General features: G+C 62.5%; 15 protein-coding genes. 12 read left to right on the forward strand and 3 right to left on the reverse strand.

Going from position 1 to position 18,246, the window contains the following annotated elements; all coding sequences use genetic code 11:
• Window positions 1–11 precede the first annotated feature (11 nt).
• Window positions 12–431 (reverse strand): VOC family protein, encoded by a 420-nt coding sequence (locus tag VKT51_01115; protein HLJ82758.1) that lies wholly within the window; start codon window positions 429–431, stop codon window positions 12–14.
• A gap of 325 nt (window positions 432–756) precedes the next feature.
• On the opposite strand from VKT51_01115, the gene VKT51_01120 reads away from it, so the two are divergent.
• The 12 genes from VKT51_01120 (at window position 757) to VKT51_01175 (ending at window position 15,768) form a co-directional block, all read left to right on the forward strand.
• Window positions 757–2,025 carry a hypothetical protein gene (locus VKT51_01120; GenBank protein ID HLJ82759.1) on the forward strand — a complete coding sequence of 423 codons (1,269 nt, stop codon included), beginning with the start codon at window positions 757–759 and terminating at the stop codon, window positions 2,023–2,025.
• 12 nt (window positions 2,026–2,037) lie between these two features.
• Entirely contained in the window at window positions 2,038–3,327 is a 1,290-nt protein-coding gene (locus VKT51_01125) for a hypothetical protein (GenBank protein HLJ82760.1), read from the forward strand.
• Window positions 3,328–3,438: 111 nt separating this feature from the next.
• Window positions 3,439–3,831, forward strand: a complete 393-nt coding sequence (locus tag VKT51_01130) for a BlaI/MecI/CopY family transcriptional regulator (protein ID HLJ82761.1) — start codon at window positions 3,439–3,441, stop codon at window positions 3,829–3,831.
• A gap of 2 nt (window positions 3,832–3,833) precedes the next feature.
• Entirely contained in the window at window positions 3,834–6,275 is a 2,442-nt protein-coding gene (locus tag VKT51_01135; GenBank protein ID HLJ82762.1) for a pentapeptide repeat-containing protein, read from the forward strand.
• A 174-nt stretch (window positions 6,276–6,449) separates the two neighbouring features.
• Complete coding sequence (locus VKT51_01140) at window positions 6,450–6,773, forward strand: cupredoxin family copper-binding protein (protein ID HLJ82763.1); 324 nt, start codon at window positions 6,450–6,452, stop codon at window positions 6,771–6,773.
• Window positions 6,770–7,681, forward strand: coding sequence for a metallophosphoesterase (locus tag VKT51_01145; GenBank protein HLJ82764.1), 912 nt, complete (start codon window positions 6,770–6,772; stop codon window positions 7,679–7,681). The genes VKT51_01140 and VKT51_01145 overlap by 4 nt, the downstream gene beginning before the upstream one ends.
• Window positions 7,682–7,688: 7 nt before the next feature.
• On the forward strand, window positions 7,689–8,249 hold the full coding sequence (locus VKT51_01150) for an RNA polymerase sigma factor (protein ID HLJ82765.1): 561 nt from the start codon (window positions 7,689–7,691) through the stop codon (window positions 8,247–8,249).
• The gene (locus tag VKT51_01155; protein ID HLJ82766.1) at window positions 8,246–8,881 is read left to right on the forward strand and encodes a hypothetical protein; all 636 of its coding nucleotides are present in this window, start codon (window positions 8,246–8,248) and stop codon (window positions 8,879–8,881) included. Before VKT51_01150 ends, VKT51_01155 begins: the two co-directional genes overlap by 4 nt.
• A gap of 72 nt (window positions 8,882–8,953) precedes the next feature.
• Window positions 8,954–12,079 carry a hypothetical protein gene (locus VKT51_01160; protein HLJ82767.1) on the forward strand — a complete coding sequence of 1,042 codons (3,126 nt, stop codon included), beginning with the start codon at window positions 8,954–8,956 and terminating at the stop codon, window positions 12,077–12,079.
• Between the two features lie 187 nt (window positions 12,080–12,266).
• Window positions 12,267–12,653, forward strand: coding sequence for a BlaI/MecI/CopY family transcriptional regulator (locus tag VKT51_01165; protein HLJ82768.1), 387 nt, complete (start codon window positions 12,267–12,269; stop codon window positions 12,651–12,653).
• A complete protein-coding gene (locus tag VKT51_01170) occupies window positions 12,650–14,878 on the forward strand; it encodes a M56 family metallopeptidase (protein HLJ82769.1) in 2,229 nt (742 codons plus the stop codon). The genes VKT51_01165 and VKT51_01170 overlap by 4 nt, the downstream gene beginning before the upstream one ends.
• Entirely contained in the window at window positions 14,878–15,768 is an 891-nt protein-coding gene (locus tag VKT51_01175) for a hypothetical protein (GenBank protein HLJ82770.1), read from the forward strand. Before VKT51_01170 ends, VKT51_01175 begins: the two co-directional genes overlap by 1 nt.
• Before the next feature lie 61 nt (window positions 15,769–15,829).
• Here VKT51_01175 and VKT51_01180 read toward each other — a convergent pair whose 3' ends face one another.
• Window positions 15,830–16,699: a 2-oxoacid:ferredoxin oxidoreductase subunit beta gene (locus VKT51_01180; GenBank protein HLJ82771.1), complete on the reverse strand. Its 870-nt coding sequence runs from the start codon at window positions 16,697–16,699 to the stop codon at window positions 15,830–15,832.
• 8 nt (window positions 16,700–16,707) lie between these two features.
• On the reverse strand, window positions 16,708–18,246 hold a 1,539-nt coding region (locus VKT51_01185), incomplete at its 5' end, for a 2-oxoacid:acceptor oxidoreductase subunit alpha (GenBank protein ID HLJ82772.1).

Below are 18,246 nucleotides of genomic sequence, written 5' to 3' on the forward strand. Positions count from 1 at the left end.
CGCCGGTCGGCCTACGTTACGAGCCCGGGCCGACCGGCGTCGGCCCCTTCAGCATGTCCCACCCCCATGCACACTGCTTCCACCACGTTGCCGTCGGGGTCGAGCACGAATGCCGCATAGTACCCCGGGCTGTATTCGGGGTGCAGTCCGGGAGGCGCATCGCTTGACGCCCCGACCGCGAGGGCGGCGCGGTAGAATTCATCGACTTCTTGGGCCGATCGCGCCAGGAAAGCGACGTGGACTCCGGTGCTCGGAACACCGCCGCTGTGGATGCCGAAGTCGTCTAGACTATCGAAGCCGAAATCGACCTCATCCGCACGATCCGTCACAATGGACAATCCAAGCGGCTTGAGCGCCGCCTCGTAGAACGTCCGGCTGGCGCCAAGATCGCGCACCCGGATGTCTATATGATCGATTGTGACTCTTCGCACGCCGCCTCCGTCATACTCTTCACGAATCGCTAAGACGACCGTGCTCTTTTTGCGCTGGCCCCAACGCCTGCTAATCTTGCTACCGCATTCTCGTGACTGCGCGCATTGTTCTTTTGGATCCGTTGAACACGCGTTCGAGAAATGAAAATATTTCCACGATAGTCTTGGTACCAAAAGCCTAACGCAATAGTGACGGGAATCATTCTGGCCGCCCGGAACTGGTCGGTACACGCGCGGGACCGCAACGTCCTCGCGCTGTGCTTCGTCTGCGCAGCAAACTGTATCAGCTTGCTCGCGTCTACCACACATGCAAGAAAGGTTTGCAATGCGTAACAAACTTCTTGTCTTTGTGGCGTTCGCTCTCGTCGCCTCCGGATGCAGCAGTCAGCAAGCTGTGCCGGTGCAAAGCGCGGGTTCGGCGTCGCAAGGTCATCATGCCGGTCCGGATGTGCGCCAAAAAGGCGAACAGCCGGTGAATTGGCGCTCCTTCTTTTGGCTTTCGCAGTTCAACCCGTACTATTCGACCATGCTTACCGGTCCTGACGGCGCGATGTGGTACAACGACTATAGCGGCCAGCAAATCCTTCGCATGGCTATGGACGGGACCGCACGGCAAGGCGCGGCGCTCACATCGTTCAATCCATCTGCGATGGCCTTGGGTTCGGACAATAAGTTCTACGCCGGCGACGTCAATATCGCCGCTATCGACATCGCGACCACAAGCGGCAGCGTGACGCAAAAGGCGATCCCGAGCGGCGACAAGGTGGGCTACGATACCATGACGCTCGGCCCAGACGGCAACGTATGGTTCAGCGAATTTTCTCATTACGGGAAGATCACTACGTCGGGCGCCATCACCGAGTTCACATTCGCCGACAGCACGACGAGCAACTATTTCGACGGCATCGTCGCCGGGCCCGACGGAAATATCTGGATCTCAGAATACAATTCTTCGATTGTGGACAAGATCGTGCCGGCTACCGGACACGAGACAACATTCTCGCTTGGTTGCAGCGGGCAGGACCTGATCAGTGCGCAAGGCAGCCTCTGGGTCGCGTGCACGAACAACACACTCGTGCAAGTGACCACTGCCGGCGTCGCCACCGCGTTTTATAACCCGTACGGGTTTTCCGGCTCGGGCAAATACCTCACGGTCGGCCCTGACGGCAATCCGTGGTTCGGCACCAGCAATGCAAGTGTGATCGGTGAATTCGATCCGAGCACGCTGCAGATGACCTACTATTACCCGCCGGCCAATTACGGCAATGCCAATACGATGACGGCGGGTCCAGACGGAAACATCTGGACTATCGAAAACAATCAGCGAACCGTCCAGGTCTACATCCTCAACGTCATGTCGGTCAGCCCCGCTTCGCTGACTTTCGCCTCGACGGGCCTTACCTCAAACATCGTGGTGACGCAGCATGGCACGTCCGCATGGACCGCGACGAGCTCGAACACCGCGATCGCAACCGTAGCTCAGGGCTCACCGGCGAACACGTTCAAGGTCACATCCGTCGCTAAAGGTCAATGCAAGATCATCGTGAGCGACAGCGTCGGAAACAGCTTCCCCGTCCACGTGACGGTGCAGTAGGAGGATATGACAATGCGCAAATCAGCCATCTGCATCGGCGCGCTCGCACTTGCGCTCGCTGCGTGCAGCGGACATCAATCTATGCCCAGTCCGGCGAATAACGCCGCACTGGCGCACGGCCGCAACATGGGGCCGGGAGTCGTACAGACCGGACACACGCCGGTCCAGTGGACGCAATTCGCATGGGGCGGAACAAGCGGCACCAACAACTTCAATTCAGCGGTCACGGGAAGCGACAAGAACATATGGTACACGGACTATAGCGACAACGCGCTGATCCAGATGAAGATGTCGGGGTCGACGCACGTCTTTCCGCTGAACTATGGCTCAGGTCTACACTTCAGCCCCGGCAACATCGCCGTCGGCGCCGACGGCAAATTCTACATGTCGACTCCAGCGACAGCCGGCGTGATCGGGCTCGCGAAGACGACGGGATCGTTCTCCGTCATCGCCATTCCGAGCGGTGATCAGGACTACATGGGCGGCATGGCTGTCGGCTCGGACGGCAACATCTGGTACGCCGGGCTCAAGCACGTGGGCAAGATCACGCAAACCGGCCATGTCACCGAATTCGCCTATCCTGACGGCGAGGTTAGCAACTACTACGGCGCGGTCGCGGCGGGATCGGACGGCGATATCTGGGTGACGGAATACAACGTCGGGGCAATCGACGAAGTTGATCCAAACACCGGCAGCATCACCGTCTATTCCATGCCGTGCGGCCTGATCGGGCTCGTTTCGGCGCCGGATGGAAATCTCTACTCGAGCGGCTGCGGGAATATCTACCGCATCACGACGAGCGGCAGCTGGACGGCGATTCCGAATCCATTTAACACCGAGGGGAACCCGAACAACTTCATCCAGGGTCTCGACGGCAACCCGTGGTTCTCCGTCTCTAACCAGAATGAGATCGCCACGTACAATACGTCCACCAACACGCTCCATTCGTTCTATCCGCCCTCAACATATGGGGTTAACTACGGCCTCACCGGAGGCCCGGATGGCAACTATTGGACGATCGGCAACAATGCGAAGATCGACGTCTACATCATCGATGTGATAACGGTGACGCCGAATCCGGTGCACCTCACGAGCATCGGTCAGACGCAGACCATCACGATCACTGAACCGAACACGTCTGCATGGACCGTGACAAGTTCCAGCCCGGGCGTCGCAACGGTCACGCCTGTCTCAGGGCATCCGAACCAGTACACGGTGAAAGCGATCGGTATCGGCAATACAAACGTCACGGTGAAGGACGCGATCGGCAATTCGATCGTGGACAAAGTAACGGTCACGTAACAACGACATCCTGTAACACGGAGAATGGCCGGACACGCGTCCGGCCATTCTTTCGGTATATCTACTAGTTGTATAGTTGACAATGCCCTGAGGGTGACGTATACTTGCCGCATGGCACGCAACGCATCGCCGACGCTTACCGCTGCCGAGCATCGCGTCATGGACGTCTTGTGGCGGCTCGGATCGGGGACCGTTGCGGATGTGGCGGCCGCGCTCGGCAACCCGCCGCTCGCGTATACCACTGTGCTCACCGTGCTTCGCACGCTGGACAGAAAGAAGTACGTCCGACACCGCGCGGAGGGCAAGGCGCACGTGTTCGCGCCCGCGATCGATCGCGATGCAGTCCGCCGCGACGTCGTCGGTTACGTCCTCAAACAATTCTTCGACGGCTCGCCGCGCGAACTGCTGCTCAACCTGCTTGAGTCCGAGCGCGTGGACCAAGCCGAGCTGCGCCGCTTGCGAAGTCTGCTCGATGGCGCGCGGAACGGCGAACGAAAGGCCTGAACATGGCGATGAACCCTTCGCTCATCTCGATAGCCGGCGCGGTCGGCCACGCGCTTTTCACCGGCCTCTGGCTCGGAGCGCTCTTGGCGCTCATCCTCTTCTTCATCGGCGAACGGCTCCGTGGGACGAATGCTGCGACTCGCCACGCCATGTGGTATGCGGGCCTCATAGCGATCGCATCCGTTCCGGTCGCGAGCGTGGCCTGGTCGTTCGATCACGCCGTGACGATCGCCGCGCCGGCCGAGCAACTGCAAACCGCGCCGTGGCGGCCTGCGGCTCTGAAGAAATGGACCACTTCGAATTCGGCGCACGGGACCCGCACGCAGGCGGCCGCACGAGGATCGTCGCCGGCGGTGTCCGACACAAACGCTTTATCCGCCGCGAAGCCCGAGCAGCGTCCGTTTGATTTCACGCCGTATCTGCTCGGCGCTTTAGGGATCGCGTTGTTCGGTGCGCTAATCGGCGTCGGCGGGATCGGCGTAAGTCTCGTCCGACTGCTGGCGGTGAAGCGCGAGAGCCGGCCGTTCGATCCCGCGATCGCTGCGCGGCTGCGTCGCTGGTCGGCGCGGCCGGCGATCGGGCGCGATGTCGCGCTGCGCGTCTCACAAGGCCTCGACGTGCCGGCCGCTGTCGGATTCGCGCATCCGGCGATACTCGTGCCGGCATCGTGGCCCGCAAATCTCGATATCGACGAGCTCGACAGTATCGTCATGCACGAGTACTCGCATCTCCGGCGCTGCGACGATTGGTGGGCGCTGCTGCAGAGGATTGCGGAACGCGCCTATTGGTTCAACCCGGCGTTGCGCTTCATCGCGGCGCGCGCGAATCTCGAGCGCGAGATCGCCTGCGACGACTGGGTCGTCACCGAGGCGTCGAACGCGACGTCCTACGCCGAGTGCCTGTGGCGCATCGCCCAGTTCGCGCATATTCCGCAACCCCGTCTGCCGGTACCCGCCGCGCTCGTCACACGCGCTCAGATCGTTGAAAGGATCGAACACCTCATGGACGCCAAGCGCGATTCGCTTCCTCACGTACGCCCCACCGCGCTGCTCGCAATCGTGCCGCTGGCCGCGCTTCTACTCGTCGTCGGCGTCGTGCGCGCGCCGGCCGTCACCATCACGCAGGCAGCTCCTCCGGCTTCGGTTACGGCCCCCGTTGTGAACGAACCGGGGCACACAGCCGTCAAGCCGCCGCGCGTATCCTACGCCGTCACGCAAGTCTGGAAGGCGCAACCGCTCGCGAAGCCCTTGGCGCAGCCGCTCGCTAAGCCCGCGGCGCAGCCGCTCGCTAAGCCCGCGGCGCAGCCTAACCCGCCGATTCTACCGACAAGCGCGCGGTCATCGCGACCGCAGCTCAGCTCCCTTTCGAAGACCAGATACGCGGCGGGCACGGAGGTCGCACTGAGCGGCCTCGACGTGCGGATGTTGTTGCAGTCGTGCCAAGGATGTGACCTGAGCGGCAAAGATCTGCGGAATGCCGATCTGCACGGACTGAACTTGAGCGGCGATGACATGTCGCACGTCGACCTGCGAGGTGCCAATCTACGCGGCACTCGTTTCGACGGTGTGGATCTTTCAGGGTCTCGGCTGGACGGAGCCGATCTCACCGACGCAGAGTTCAGCGGTTCCAATATCGCCAACATCTCGTGGACCGGAGCGATTCTGACCAATGCAAAATTCCAAGGGATCAAGATCGATTCGGCGATGGTGAAGGCCGGCATGCTGCGCCATATGCTGTCGTCGTGCGAAGGCTGCGACATGCAGGGCCTCGATCTTCACGGAACCGATCTGAGCGGCATCCGCCTCGACGGCGCCGACCTTTCCGATGCGGATCTTCGCGACGCGAACCTATCGCATGCGAAGCTCAACGGCGTCGATCTGAAAGGCGCGCGGCTGGATGGAACGGACCTCACCGATGCCGAGCTTAACGGCTGCGATCTGACGTCCGTGGACCTCAGCCATGCGAAAATCCAGGGTTTGAAGCTGCAGGGAGCGGACCTACGAGGTCTGCATTTCTCCGGTCTCGACGTTCGCGGCCTTACCGCGGATGGTGCCGATCTGAGCGGGGCGTCGCTCGCCCACGTCGATCTTTCCGGCGTGCACATGGATGGCTCCGATTTCCGCAACGCAGATCTCACCGCCGCCAATCTCTCGGACGGTGATTTCTCCGGCGCCGACTTCCGATACTCGCACTTGGACAACGCCGACTTCCGGCGTGCCGCTCTCTGCGGTTACAACACGTTCACCGATGACGGCGGAACCGTGCTTCAACGAAAAAAGGAATGCGCCGATTTTTCCGGTGCCACAACGCACGGCACCGACCTTCGCGGCGCGCGGATCTGCGACGAGCGCAACGGAGAACAGCGCTGTTCAGCGATATCTGCGGCCGATCTCCGTCTGCTCTCCCACTCGGATCTGACGGGAGCATTGCTGCCCGATTTTTGATGCCTTGACCAACTAATAATATAAGAGACTCGGCGTGTTGGGCGGACCATAAAGGTCCGCCCTACATTCATTGAACCGTTTGCGCGGCGGACCATAAAGGTCCGCCCTACATTCATTGAACCGTTTGCGCGGCGGCGGCATACTCTAGGGCAACCACTCTTCTACGAGGAGAACGTGCTCTTGAAACTGCTGCTCGCTCTGGCGCTCGCCGCCAGCATGACCGCATCGGCGACCGCCGCCAAAGTCGAAATCAAAGACTACGCCTTTCAAAAACCTTCCATCACGATCGCCGCCGGATCCACCGTGTCATGGACGAACCAGGACGACGATCCGCACACGGTCGTCGCCGATGACAAGTCGTTCGACTCGATGGGTTTGGGGCAAGGCGATGTGTGGTCGCACACGTTCACCAAGCCCGGCACCTATCATTATCACTGCGGCGTCCATCCGTTCATGAAAGGCACCATCGTCGTGACGGCGGTGACAAAACACGTATGAAGCGCGACGAATTTTTGGAATGCATGGCGTGGGGCGGCACGGGCGTCGTCTATGGTCTCACGAACCACGGTCTGATCGGACGCTCGCTGGCGGATGCGAGCGTCAAACCGCTCTCCGCAGCCACGCGGACCTTTGTGCAGATCAGCGACAGCCATATCGGCTTCAACGGCAAAGCCAACGACGATGTCATAGCGACGTTCCAGCAAGCTATCGACAAGATCAACGCTCTCCCGGTCGCGCCGGAGTTCGTGATCCATACGGGCGACCTGACGCATCTCTCCAAACCCGACCAGCTCGACACCGTGAAGCAGATGCTCGGCACGATAAAAACCGGGGCGTTCTACGCGGTGCCGGGCGAACACGATGTCATCAACGATAACGGCGATCAGTTCTTCAAACTTTTCGGGCGTGGAAATTCACAACGCTGGTTTAGCTTCGATGCGGCGGGCGTCCACTCACTCGCGCTCACCAACGTCGTCGGCATCACCAAGGGCGGGATCTTGGGCCGCGATCAACTCGAGTGGGCGCGCGCGGATCTCGCTAAGCAATCGCCGGACACGCCGATCGCGGTGATGGCGCACATCCCATTGTACGCCGTGTACCCCGACTGGGGTTGGACGACGGACGATCAGTCGGAGCTGCTCGACATGCTGCGACGATTCGACAGCGTGACGGTGCTCAACGGTCACATCCACCAGGTGCTCTCCAAGACCGACGGAAAGATCACGTTTTACACTGCCGCGAGCACGGCGTTTCCGCAGCCCGCACCCGGCTCGGCGCCGAAGCCGGGGCCTCTGACGGTGCCGGCCGGTGAACTCGCGAAATTGCTCGGCATTCGGACGGTGAACATCGTCGAAGGTTCGCATCAGATCGCGGTTGTCGATGAATCGCTCGCCAAACAGAATTGACGATTAGATGATCTCGGCCGATGCGGCGCGCGAACTCGCAGCGAGGCTCGCGCGCGGCGATCAAGATGCGCTCGCCGAATCGTACGAGCGTTACTCCGGCCGCTGTCGCGACGTCGCGTTTCGCGTTTTGCACGATGACGCGCTCGCCGAGGATGCAGTCCAAGAAGCATTCGCCAGTCTTTGGCGCAGGCGAGAGGGACTTGTGGTTCGATCGGCCGGGATCGCACCCTGGCTCATCGTCGTGACGCGTAACGCCGCGCTGACGCTGCTCCGCGCGGACACCCGACGCCGGCTGCGCGAGGACAGAGAAGCAGTCGATTCGACATCGATCTCCGGAGAGCCGGATCCGTCGGTGATCGTTTCGAGCGATGATGCCGCCGCGCAGGTCCGCGCCGCGCTCGACGGTCTGCCGCCGGAACAACGCGACGTCATCCGGCTGGCCTATTTCGAGCGGCTCACGCTTGCGCAGATCGCAGAACGCAGCGGCGCGCCTCTTGGCACTGTGAAGCGCCGGGCACAGCTCGCTCTCGCGCGCCTTGCTAAAATCCTGAACGGTGGTGGCCTGTGACGCGACACCCATACGAAGACATCGAGTCGTTCGTTCTCGGTGAACTCGAACCGGATCGCGCCATCGTGATCCTCGATCATGCCGACAGCTGCGCGACGTGCGCGGTTCTGCTTGCTGAAGCGGTCAAAGGCTCGGCCGCGCTGGCGAATCCGCTTACGGCGCGGCCAGGGCGCTCATCGCTCCGAACCATAGGCCGCCCGCCGGCGACGAAGCGCACCTGGCCGATCGTGGCTTCGCTTGCGGCTGCGGCGTGTCTCGCGCTGCTCATCTGGAACGTCGACTTGCGATCGAACATGTCGGCTCTTGCTCCGACGCCGGTCGCGGCGCTCGTGCATTCACACTTCGTCCACCATCCGCTCGTGAGCACGTCAGGCAAGGAGTCGGCCAAAGCGATCGTTGCTGCTGACGGATCATGGATCTACGTCGTTGCCGACCAACTCACACCCGAGTTGACGTACGCCGTCTGGCTGACCGCAGACGGCCACAGAACGAGACTTGGCTCCTTCGCTGCCGACTATGTCGGTGAGGGCACGGGGTTTTTCCGGACGCCGCCTTCCAAGCCACAGGCGATCGCGGTCGCACCCGACGGTGAGGATCCGACGGCATCGAGCGACTCGCTGCGCTGGCCCTAAAGGCGGTCGAGCGACTCGCACGGCAGGACGCCGGCCCGCCGCTGCGAACGCGTTTGCACCGGAGGTGCCCACATGCGTGAGCGGATCGCGGCGTTTGCCGCTTGCTTTGCTTTCATTCTTCTCTTCTGCTGTTCGCGGGCGGCTCTCGCCGACGATGCGTCGACGGCTACGCCCGGCCCTAGCCCGAGTGCAACGCCCGCGTCACCATTCGCGGGCTTGAAGTGGCGTTCGATCGGGCCGGCCGCATCAGGCGGACGGGTCTCCGCCGTCGTCGGCAGCGCGCGCGATCCTTTCCTTTACTATCTGGGAACAGCGGGCGGCGGCGTTTGGAAGAGCGCGAACGGCGGCGCCACGTGGAATCCCATCTTCGATAAGACGGGCATCGCGGCGATCGGCGACGTCGCGATCGCTCCTTCCGATGACAGCACCGTTTGGGTGGGATCGGGCGAAGCAAATCCCCGCAACGACGTCTCGTACGGAAACGGCGTCTACAAATCCGTTGACGGCGGCAAGACGTGGATGCATATGGGACTCGACGTCACTCGTCAGATCGCGCGCATCGCGATCGACCCCACCAATCCAGACCATGTGCTGGTGGGTGCGCTCGGCGACGTCTTCCGCGACTCAAATGCGCGCGGCGTATACGAGACGACCGACGGCGGCAAGACGTGGCGCCAGACGCTGTATGTCGGACCCCAAAGCGGCATCTCGGATATCGCGATGGATCCGAAGGACCCGCGCACGGTCTACGCCGGCGTGTGGCAGTTCCGGCGGGTGCCGTGGACATTCACGAGCGGCGGACCAGACGACGGCCTGTACAAATCCGTTGACGGCGGAGCGACATGGGCGAAGCTCACCGGCAATGGGCTGCCGACGGATCTGCTCGGCCGCATCGCCCTTGCAATCGCCCCGAGCGACTCGCACCGCGTCTATGCGCTCATCCAATCAAAGCAGGGCTTCCTGTGGCGCTCGGATGACGGCGGTACGACGTGGACGATGGAGAACGATAACACGCTGATCGATCAGCGTCCCTTCTACTTCAGCCATATCGCGGTGGATCCGTTCAATCCCGACCATGTCTATTCGGTCTCCGAGATGGCGTCGCAGAGCACGGACGGCGGGAAGACCTTCAAGACGTTCGCCGACGACGTCCACGTCGACTATCACGCGATCTGGATCGCGCCGAACGACCCAAAGCGCATCATGCTCGGTGAGGACGGCGGCTACGCCCTTAGCGTCGACGGGGCGCAGACGTGGTCGTTCTCGCGCAATCTCGCAATCGGACAGATCTATCACGTCGGCCTGGACGACGCGCAGCCGTACAACGTGTGCGGCGGCTTCCAAGACAACAACGGTTGGTGCGCGCCTTCCAACAGTCTCGACCGCGACGGCATCACGAACGCGTACGCCATGCCGGTGATCGGCGGCGACGGCGAGTGGGTCGTCCCCGACCCCGCCAATCCAAACCTCGTATGGGCCGATCTCGAAGATGGTGTCGTCCATATCTTCGACCGCACGACGCACGAGAGTTACGATGTCGAACCGGCGCCCGGAGCGTTTGGAACGTTTGACTACGCTGCGGCGAAGTATCGCTTCAATTGGGATTCGCCGATCGCGTTCGCCCCGTGGGATCCGCACACGGCCTGGTATGGCGGCGACGTCGTCTTCCAATCGCATGATGAGGGCCGGCACTGGACGACGATAAGCCCCGATCTCACGCTGAACGTCAAGTCGCACCAGGTCGCTCCGGGCGGACCAATCACGAAGGACGTCTCCGGCGCGGAATACAGCGACACGATACTCGACATCGAAGGGTCGCCGATCGCGCGCGGTGAGATCTGGGTCGGCACCGACGACGGGCTCGTCCAGCTGACCCGGGACGGCGGCGCGCACTGGCGCAACGTGACGCCGCCGGGCCCCGCGCCGTTCGGCAGAGTCGAGACGGTCGCGCCGTCGCGTTTCGCGGCGGGCACGGCTTTCGCGATCGTCGACCGGCACCGCTCCGGCGATACCGCGCCCTACGCCTTCGAGACAACCGACTACGGCAGAACATGGACGTCGATCGTCGGCGACCTGCCGAAGGATCAGTTCGTTCGCACCGTGCGCCAAGATCCGGTCGATCCGAATATATTGTACGCAGGAACGGAGCTCGGCATCTACGTGACCTTCGATCGAGGCACGCGCTGGCAGTCGCTGCAATTGAACTTGCCGCCGGTGTCCGTGCGCGATATCCGCTTCCAAGAGCGCGACGGCGCCGTCGTGATCGGCACACATGGACGCTCGGCGTGGGTTCTCGACGACGCGCGGCCGCTTCAAGAATACGCTGCGGCACGCGCGGCGGGGCGATATGTCTTCGCGCCCCGGTCGACGATCTTGTTTCAGCGTAGTTCGATGACGGAAGGGTTGTATACCGAATACGCCGCGGCCAATCCGCCGTCGGGTGCGGTGATCAATTTCTACCAGTCGAAGCCCGCGAAGCAGCCGCCGGTCATAGAAATCCTCGATGCGCACGGACGCTTGGTCCGAACGGTGTCCGGTTCGCACCCGGTCGGCCCCGACCTCAAGATGACGCCGTACGTCACGAACGATGCCGGCTACAATCGATTCGTCTGGAACCTCCAAGAAAACGCGCCGCCCGCGTGGACGACGGCACCCTCGAAGGACGCCCGATTCGAAGATAGCGGCGTCGGCGTCGTGCCCGGTTCCTACACGGTGCGCGTATCGTTCGACGGGCAGACGATCTCGAAGCCGCTCTCGATCGTGGCCGATCCGCGCTTGCGTTGGACGCAAGCCGACTATAAGAAGCGGCACGACTTCGCGGAGTCCGTCTACGCGATGTACGGCGCTGTGAATCTTGCGCTCGACGATATCGATGCGGCGGTGACGCGACTCAACGCGAAGATCGCGGCTGCAAAGAGCGCAGGATCATCGTCGGCGCAGATCGCAGCGTTGCAATCCGCCGCCGACGCCGGGCTCGCGTTGCGGAGCAGATTGAGCGCCGGTTACAAGAACGACGAAGACTCGATCAACCAAGCCGGTGCCCTGCGGGAGCAGATACAGGGCTTGCTCTTCGGTGTCTTCGGATCGCAAGGGCCGCCGATCGGCACGCACTACGCGCTGGAAGCGCGAGTCCATGCGGTCTACGACCAGACGATGAAGGACTACAAGGCTTGGTCTGCCTCTACGAAATCGCTCTGAGCTCCCCGACTTATCTGAAGGGGCCGCTTATCTGAAGGGGCCGACGCCAGTCGGCCCAGGCGTCGTTATCTTGGGCCGACTGGCGTCGGCCCCTTCAGGATATATTTTGGCGAGCTTTCGTTGACAAGGACGCGGTGGCCATGCTATCGTAACGCCATCACCTAATTATATAGGTATGGAGGCAGCCTTGGCCAGACCTCGCTCCCGGATGCTCACCGAAGTCGAGCAGCAACTCATGGAGATCATCTGGTCGCGCGGCCGTTCCACGGTCGCCGAGGTCGTGGATACCCTTGCGCAGACCAAGCCCGTTGCGTTCAACACGGTCCAGACCACGCTGCGAATCCTCGAAGACAAAGGTTTTCTTCGGCACTCCACGCTCGGCCGCGCCTTCGTCTACGAGGCAGCAGTCAAACGCGACCAAGCATCCACCACCGCACTTCATCACGTGCTGGGGCGATATTTCAACGGTTCGCCGGAACTGCTAGCCCAGACGCTGCTCAAGTCGCGCGGTCTTTCGAAAACAGAGTTGACCCGCATTGAGGCGCTCGTCGCCGAAGCGAGGAAGCGGATATGATCGCCGATATCGTCTCGTCCCTGCTCAACGCTTCTTGGCAAGGTGTCGTACTCTTCGGCGTCGTGTGGTCACTGATCCGCATCGCGCGCCGTTCCAGCGCTTCGACGCGCTACGCGCTCTGGTTCGCCGTGCTGGTCGGGGTCGCCGCGTTGCCGGCCATCGACTTCGCCCTAGCCGCAACTCACTCCGCGACGAGCATCACTTCCATCACATCGGATGCGCCGAGCCTGCTTACCGTCGCGCCGGTTCGGCCGCACGTTGCGGCTGCGCACGTGCGCACGATGCCAGTCATCCATATGCCATCGGCTCATGCCGGCCTGCGCGAGAAACAATACATACAGCCAATCGTCGCAGCACCGGCGTCTGAGACGGGTCCGCTTACCGGCGCAGCGCGTACGATGACCGCGGCAATTGCCGACTTTACGATGGACCTTACGCGTTTCGCGAGCTCGGTCTTCATCGCATGGTCGATCGTCGCTCTGCTGCTCCTCGCCCGCCTCTTCTTCTCGTTTGCGAGGCTGATGCGCATCAAGCGTGAGCTCACGCCCTGTCGCGACGCCGCGATTCTCTCGGTGACGCAAGGCTCGACGCGAGCGGTCGATGTCGGCGTCTCGGCCGAGCTTGCGATGCCATGTTTGCTCGGATTCTCTCGACCGGTCATTGCATTGCCGCGCGCGCTCTTCTTCGAACTGCCGATCGCAGATCTCGCCCGCATCGTCCGCCACGAGCATGCGCACGTACGGCGCTGGGACGATATCGGCAACGCCGTGCAGCAGATCGTGAAATCGGTGTACTGGCTCTGCCCGGCCATGCACATGATCTGCCGCATGCTCGACATCGAGCGTGAGATCGCGTGCGACGACTTCGCCGTCGTACCGCTCGAAGAACGCGTTCAGTATGCGAAGTGCTTGACGCATTTGGCCGTCGACGGCTTCAAGCGTGTCCGTCCGCTGCCGGCACCCTGTCTGTTCTTCAGCCGCAAGCAGCTCTTGGTGCGCGTCGAGCGCTTGCTGGAGCAAGGCCATAACGGGGCCACCTCCATCGCGCGGTTGGCAGCCTACGGCATCGGGATTCTCGCAATCGCGATTTGCGCGGTGGCGCGTTTCCAACTTCCGGTGTTCGCGGCGCCGCCGACGGTGCCGACCCCGCCCGCCGCCTCGGAGCGGGCCGTCGTGCCGCGCGTCCCCGTATCGGCGCGCGTGCAGACCGCGCCGATCGCCGCGCCTGCGCATCTTGCCGCGATCGCGGCAAGAGCAGCACGTCCGCATGCTCCCGCTTTGGCGGCCGCGACCGCGATCAAAGCCTCGGCCACGGCCGTTTCTGCTACGGCAGCGGCGACGAAAGCTGCCGCCGCCGCGCTTGCATCGATGCATCCCGCTGTCATGGTGATGGCGAAACATTTCGCATTCACCGCCAAACGACTCGAAGCGCTGCGTGTCGCCACGATGGAAGGCGCGACCGCGCCCAGGCTGATGGAGATAGCGCGCCCTGCGTCGGCGGCCAGACTTGCGACCTCGACAACCGATCTGCTCGATGCGCTCTCAAGGGCCGGTTACCCCACGCTGCCGGTCGACGACCTCATTCGACTGAAAGATGTCGGCGTGACCGGCGATCTCGTCGACGCCGCCGTCGCGTACAGCGGCTCGCGCCCAAGCGCCGATCTGCTCGTGAGGCTAGCGTCGGTTGGCGTCGATGGTGACTACTTGCGGAGTCTGCCTGGGCTTGGCATCTCGCACATGGATCTCGAAGCAGTCGTCCGGATGAAATCGATCGGGATAGATCCCGCGTACGTCCGCGAGATGGACGCCGTGCTCAAGACTCGGCCGATGATCGACGACCTCGTGCGCCTGCGTTCGGTCGGCGTCGATCCGGAGTACGTGCGAGGGATGAATGCGGCGTCTAACTCGAATGAGAGTGTCGAGGACCTTGTCCAATTGCGCTCGTTGGGCGTCGATCCAGGATACGTCCACGACGTCGACGCCGCGATGAACACGCGGCTGTCGCTCGTCGATCTCATGCGGTTGCGATCGGTAGGCGTGGATGCCGGCTACATCCGGTCATTTCAAGCGCTCGGCTACAACAAGCTCAGCGCCGAGGATCTTGTACGGCTCCGCTCGGTCGGCGTCGACGCGGAGTATGTCCGCATGCTGAGAAGCAAGGGGATCGGCGGCTCCGCGCCCCTGTCAATCGAGGAGCTCATCAGACTTCGGACGGCAGGTGTATGATGATGAACACGCGCGGCTCGGCCCGCTCTGCATTCGCTCTCGTCGCCGGCTGTTTAGCGGTTGCGCTTCTGTGCGCGCAAGCGCGGGCCGATCTGCCGACCACGGGCCAATGGATTCTCGACAAACAAGCCGGCGGCGCCGCGCTTGAGCTGACGCTTCGATCCTCCGGTTCACAAGGATCGCACACGTGGGACTTCGAGGAGAGGAGAAGCATCGACCGCGCCTCGCTTCGCGGGCTCTCGGATGCGCAACTCTCATCCGGCGGCACGCACGGCTCGTTTCGCATCGTCCGCGATGCGGGCTGGTTCGACTGCGACGGCTGGATCGCGAACGGCGGCGGAGCGGGATCCTATAGTTTCACACCAGATCTGGCATTTGCTCAAGGGTTGGCTGCGCGCGGCATCGGCAGCCCGACACCGTCGCAATCGCTGCGATACGCGGTGGCCGGAATCGACCTCGCGTACATCGACAAGCTGCGTTCGCTCGGTGTCTCGCCGCTCACGCCCGATGACCTCGTTCGCATGGCCGATCACGGGGTCGACGCGCCGTTCGTCTCGGCGATGGGCGCCGACGGCTTTCGCTTCCATGCACCAGACGATCTCATCCGCCTGCGCGATCACGGCGTCGATCGTGATTACGTCGCGTCCATGCGCTCAGCCGGTTATGCAAACCTCACCGCCGACGATCTCGTCCGGCTGCGCGATCATGGTGTCGATCCGGAGTTCGTCGCGTCGATGGCTGCCGTCGGTTATACGAATCTGAGTGCCGACGACCTCGTCCGGCTGCGCGATCACGGTGTCGACGCGGATTTCGTCAAACGGATGACGACGCACGGCTACTCGAAGCTGTCTGTCGACGATCTGATCCGCTTGCGCGACCACGGATTCTGAATGTAGGGCGCGCCTTTATGGCGCGCCGGCGGACCATAAAGGTCCGCCCTACACTCGAGCCTTACCGGTAGGCTTCTTGGATGCCGGCGTACCGCGCGTCGGCGGTTTCGATATCGAGCCCCGCGATCGCCGGCGCATCCTTGATCGTCAACGCTTCCAGCGTCGGACGGATCTCGGTATAGATGATGCCGAGCGGGATCTTGCCGGTCTGCGTCAGGACGTCGAACGCCTTGGCTCGATCTCGCGGATCGTACTCCGGAATATCGGTGACGTGATAGACATTCTCTTTGAACCACTTATACGTGTTGACTTTGTTGAAAGTCACGCAGGGCGACATGATCTCGACGATCGCAAAACCGGGGTGTGCGATAGCCGCTTTGATGAGCTCGGTCATCGCCTTTGGCTCCGACGAGAACCCGCGCGCGATGAACGTGCCGCCGGCGGCGAGCGCGACCGCCAGGCCGTTGATGGGGGCATCGGGGTTGCCCGCGGGGGACGTGCCGGTCACGTAGCCGAGCGCCGACGTCGGGGACGATTGCCCCTTCGTCAGTCCGTACGTCTGGTTGTCCATCACGATATACGTCACGTCGGGATTTCGGCGCACCGCGTGCATGAAGTGCCCCGCGCCGATCGCGTAGCCGTCGCCGTCGCCGCCGGCTGCGATCACCGTCAAATCCTTGTTGGCGAGCTTGACCGCAGTGGCGACCGGGAGCGCTCTGCCGTGAACGCCGTGAAACGCATACGAGTGGAAGTACCCGGAGATCTTCCCGGAGCAGCCGATGCCGGAGATGAAAGCGGTGTTCTTCGGTTCGAGTCCCATGTCCGCGGCGGCTTGCTTCAGCGCGGCGATGACGCCGAAGTCACCGCAGCCCGGACACCACCACGACGGCGTGGAGGTGGCGAAATCTTTTGCCGTTAGTGTGGTCGCCATCGTGAGCTTCAGACCTCCAGCGCTTGGCGCGCAGACCCGACTGCCTTGATCCGCTCGATGATCTCGATCGGGCGGAACGGCTTGCCGTTGTACTTCAGGACCGAGCGAAGATGCGGCGACGGCCCCACGACGTAGCGGATCAGGCGTTCAAGCTGCCCGGTGAAGTTGTTCTCCACCACGAAAACCTCTGACGCATCCTTGATGAACGCGCGCACTTCTTCTTCCGGAAACGGCCAGAGCGTGCGCATCTGGAGAAAGCGCGTCGGCGTTCCGTCGGCCGCCAAGCGATCCTGCGCTTCCACGATCGGCCCGCGATTCGAACCGTAGCCGATGATCGCGATGTCCGCGGACGGATCTCCCAACACGTTTGCTTTCGGCAAGTCCGGACGCATGGACTCGAGTTTGCGCATCCGCTTTTCCATCATCTTCGTTCGGTTGACCGCATTTTCGGTGATGACACCGTGATCGTTGTGCTCCGATCCGGGGGCGAGGTACATGCCGCCGTCGGTGCCGGGAACGGCGCGCGGCGAGACGCCGTCAGCCGTGAACGCAAAGCGGCGGTACTCGCCGAATTTCAGATGGCCGTTACGTTCGAGTTTTCCGCGATCCACCGTGACGGCGGCGACGTCGAGCGAAGGCAGCGTGGCTTTTGACTGACAGAGCGCCTGTTCGGACAGCACGAATACCGGAACCTGATACTTCTCCGCGAGATTGAACGCGGTCACCGTGAGGTAGAACGACTCCTCGATGGTGCCGGGCGCGATGACGACGCGCGGTATCTCACCGTGACCGGAAAAGATCAGGTGATTGAGATTGCTCTGCTCGGTCTTCGTGGGCATGCCTGTGGACGGGCCTGCGCGCGCACATTCGATCACGACGATCGGGATCTCAAGGACGCCCGCCAACCCGATCGCCTCGGTCATGAGCGCTTGGCCAGGCCCGGACGTGGATGTCATGGCGCGGACGCCTGCGAATCCGGCGCCGATCACCATGTTGATCGCGGCCAACTCGTCCTCGGCTTGAATCACGACGCCGCCGTACTTCGGCGCGTACTTCGCCATCCACTCGAGCACGTCGGTGGCCGGCGTGATCGGATAACCGGCCATGAAGCGACAGCCGGCGACGAGCGCGCCGTAGGCGATCGCGTCGTTGCCCATCATGATCAGACGGTCGCGATCAACGCCCGTCGTCACCGCGTAACCGGATGGACGGTCGAAATGTTCGTCGACGTATTTCTCGCCGGCCTCGATCGCTCGTATGTTGAGGTCGATGACTTTGTCGCCTTTGCGCTTGTAGACGTTCGTGACATCGCGCAGGACGATCTCGCGATCCATGCCGATCAGCCGGCCGAGGACCCCGAGAGATATCGTGTTGCGAACGAGCTCAAGGCCGATCTCATCTTTGGCGATCTTCGCGAGCGGCACTTCGTAGAAGTGCACGTCCGGACGGCGCACCGCATCCGTGAGTTTTTCTTGCGAGGAATCGAAGATGATAAAGCCACCGGCTCGTATCTCATCGATGTGGATCTCGACCGCTTCGAGGTCGAA

Source organism: Candidatus Eremiobacteraceae bacterium (genome assembly GCA_035295225.1).
GTDB lineage: Bacteria > Vulcanimicrobiota > Vulcanimicrobiia > Eremiobacterales > Eremiobacteraceae > JABCYQ01.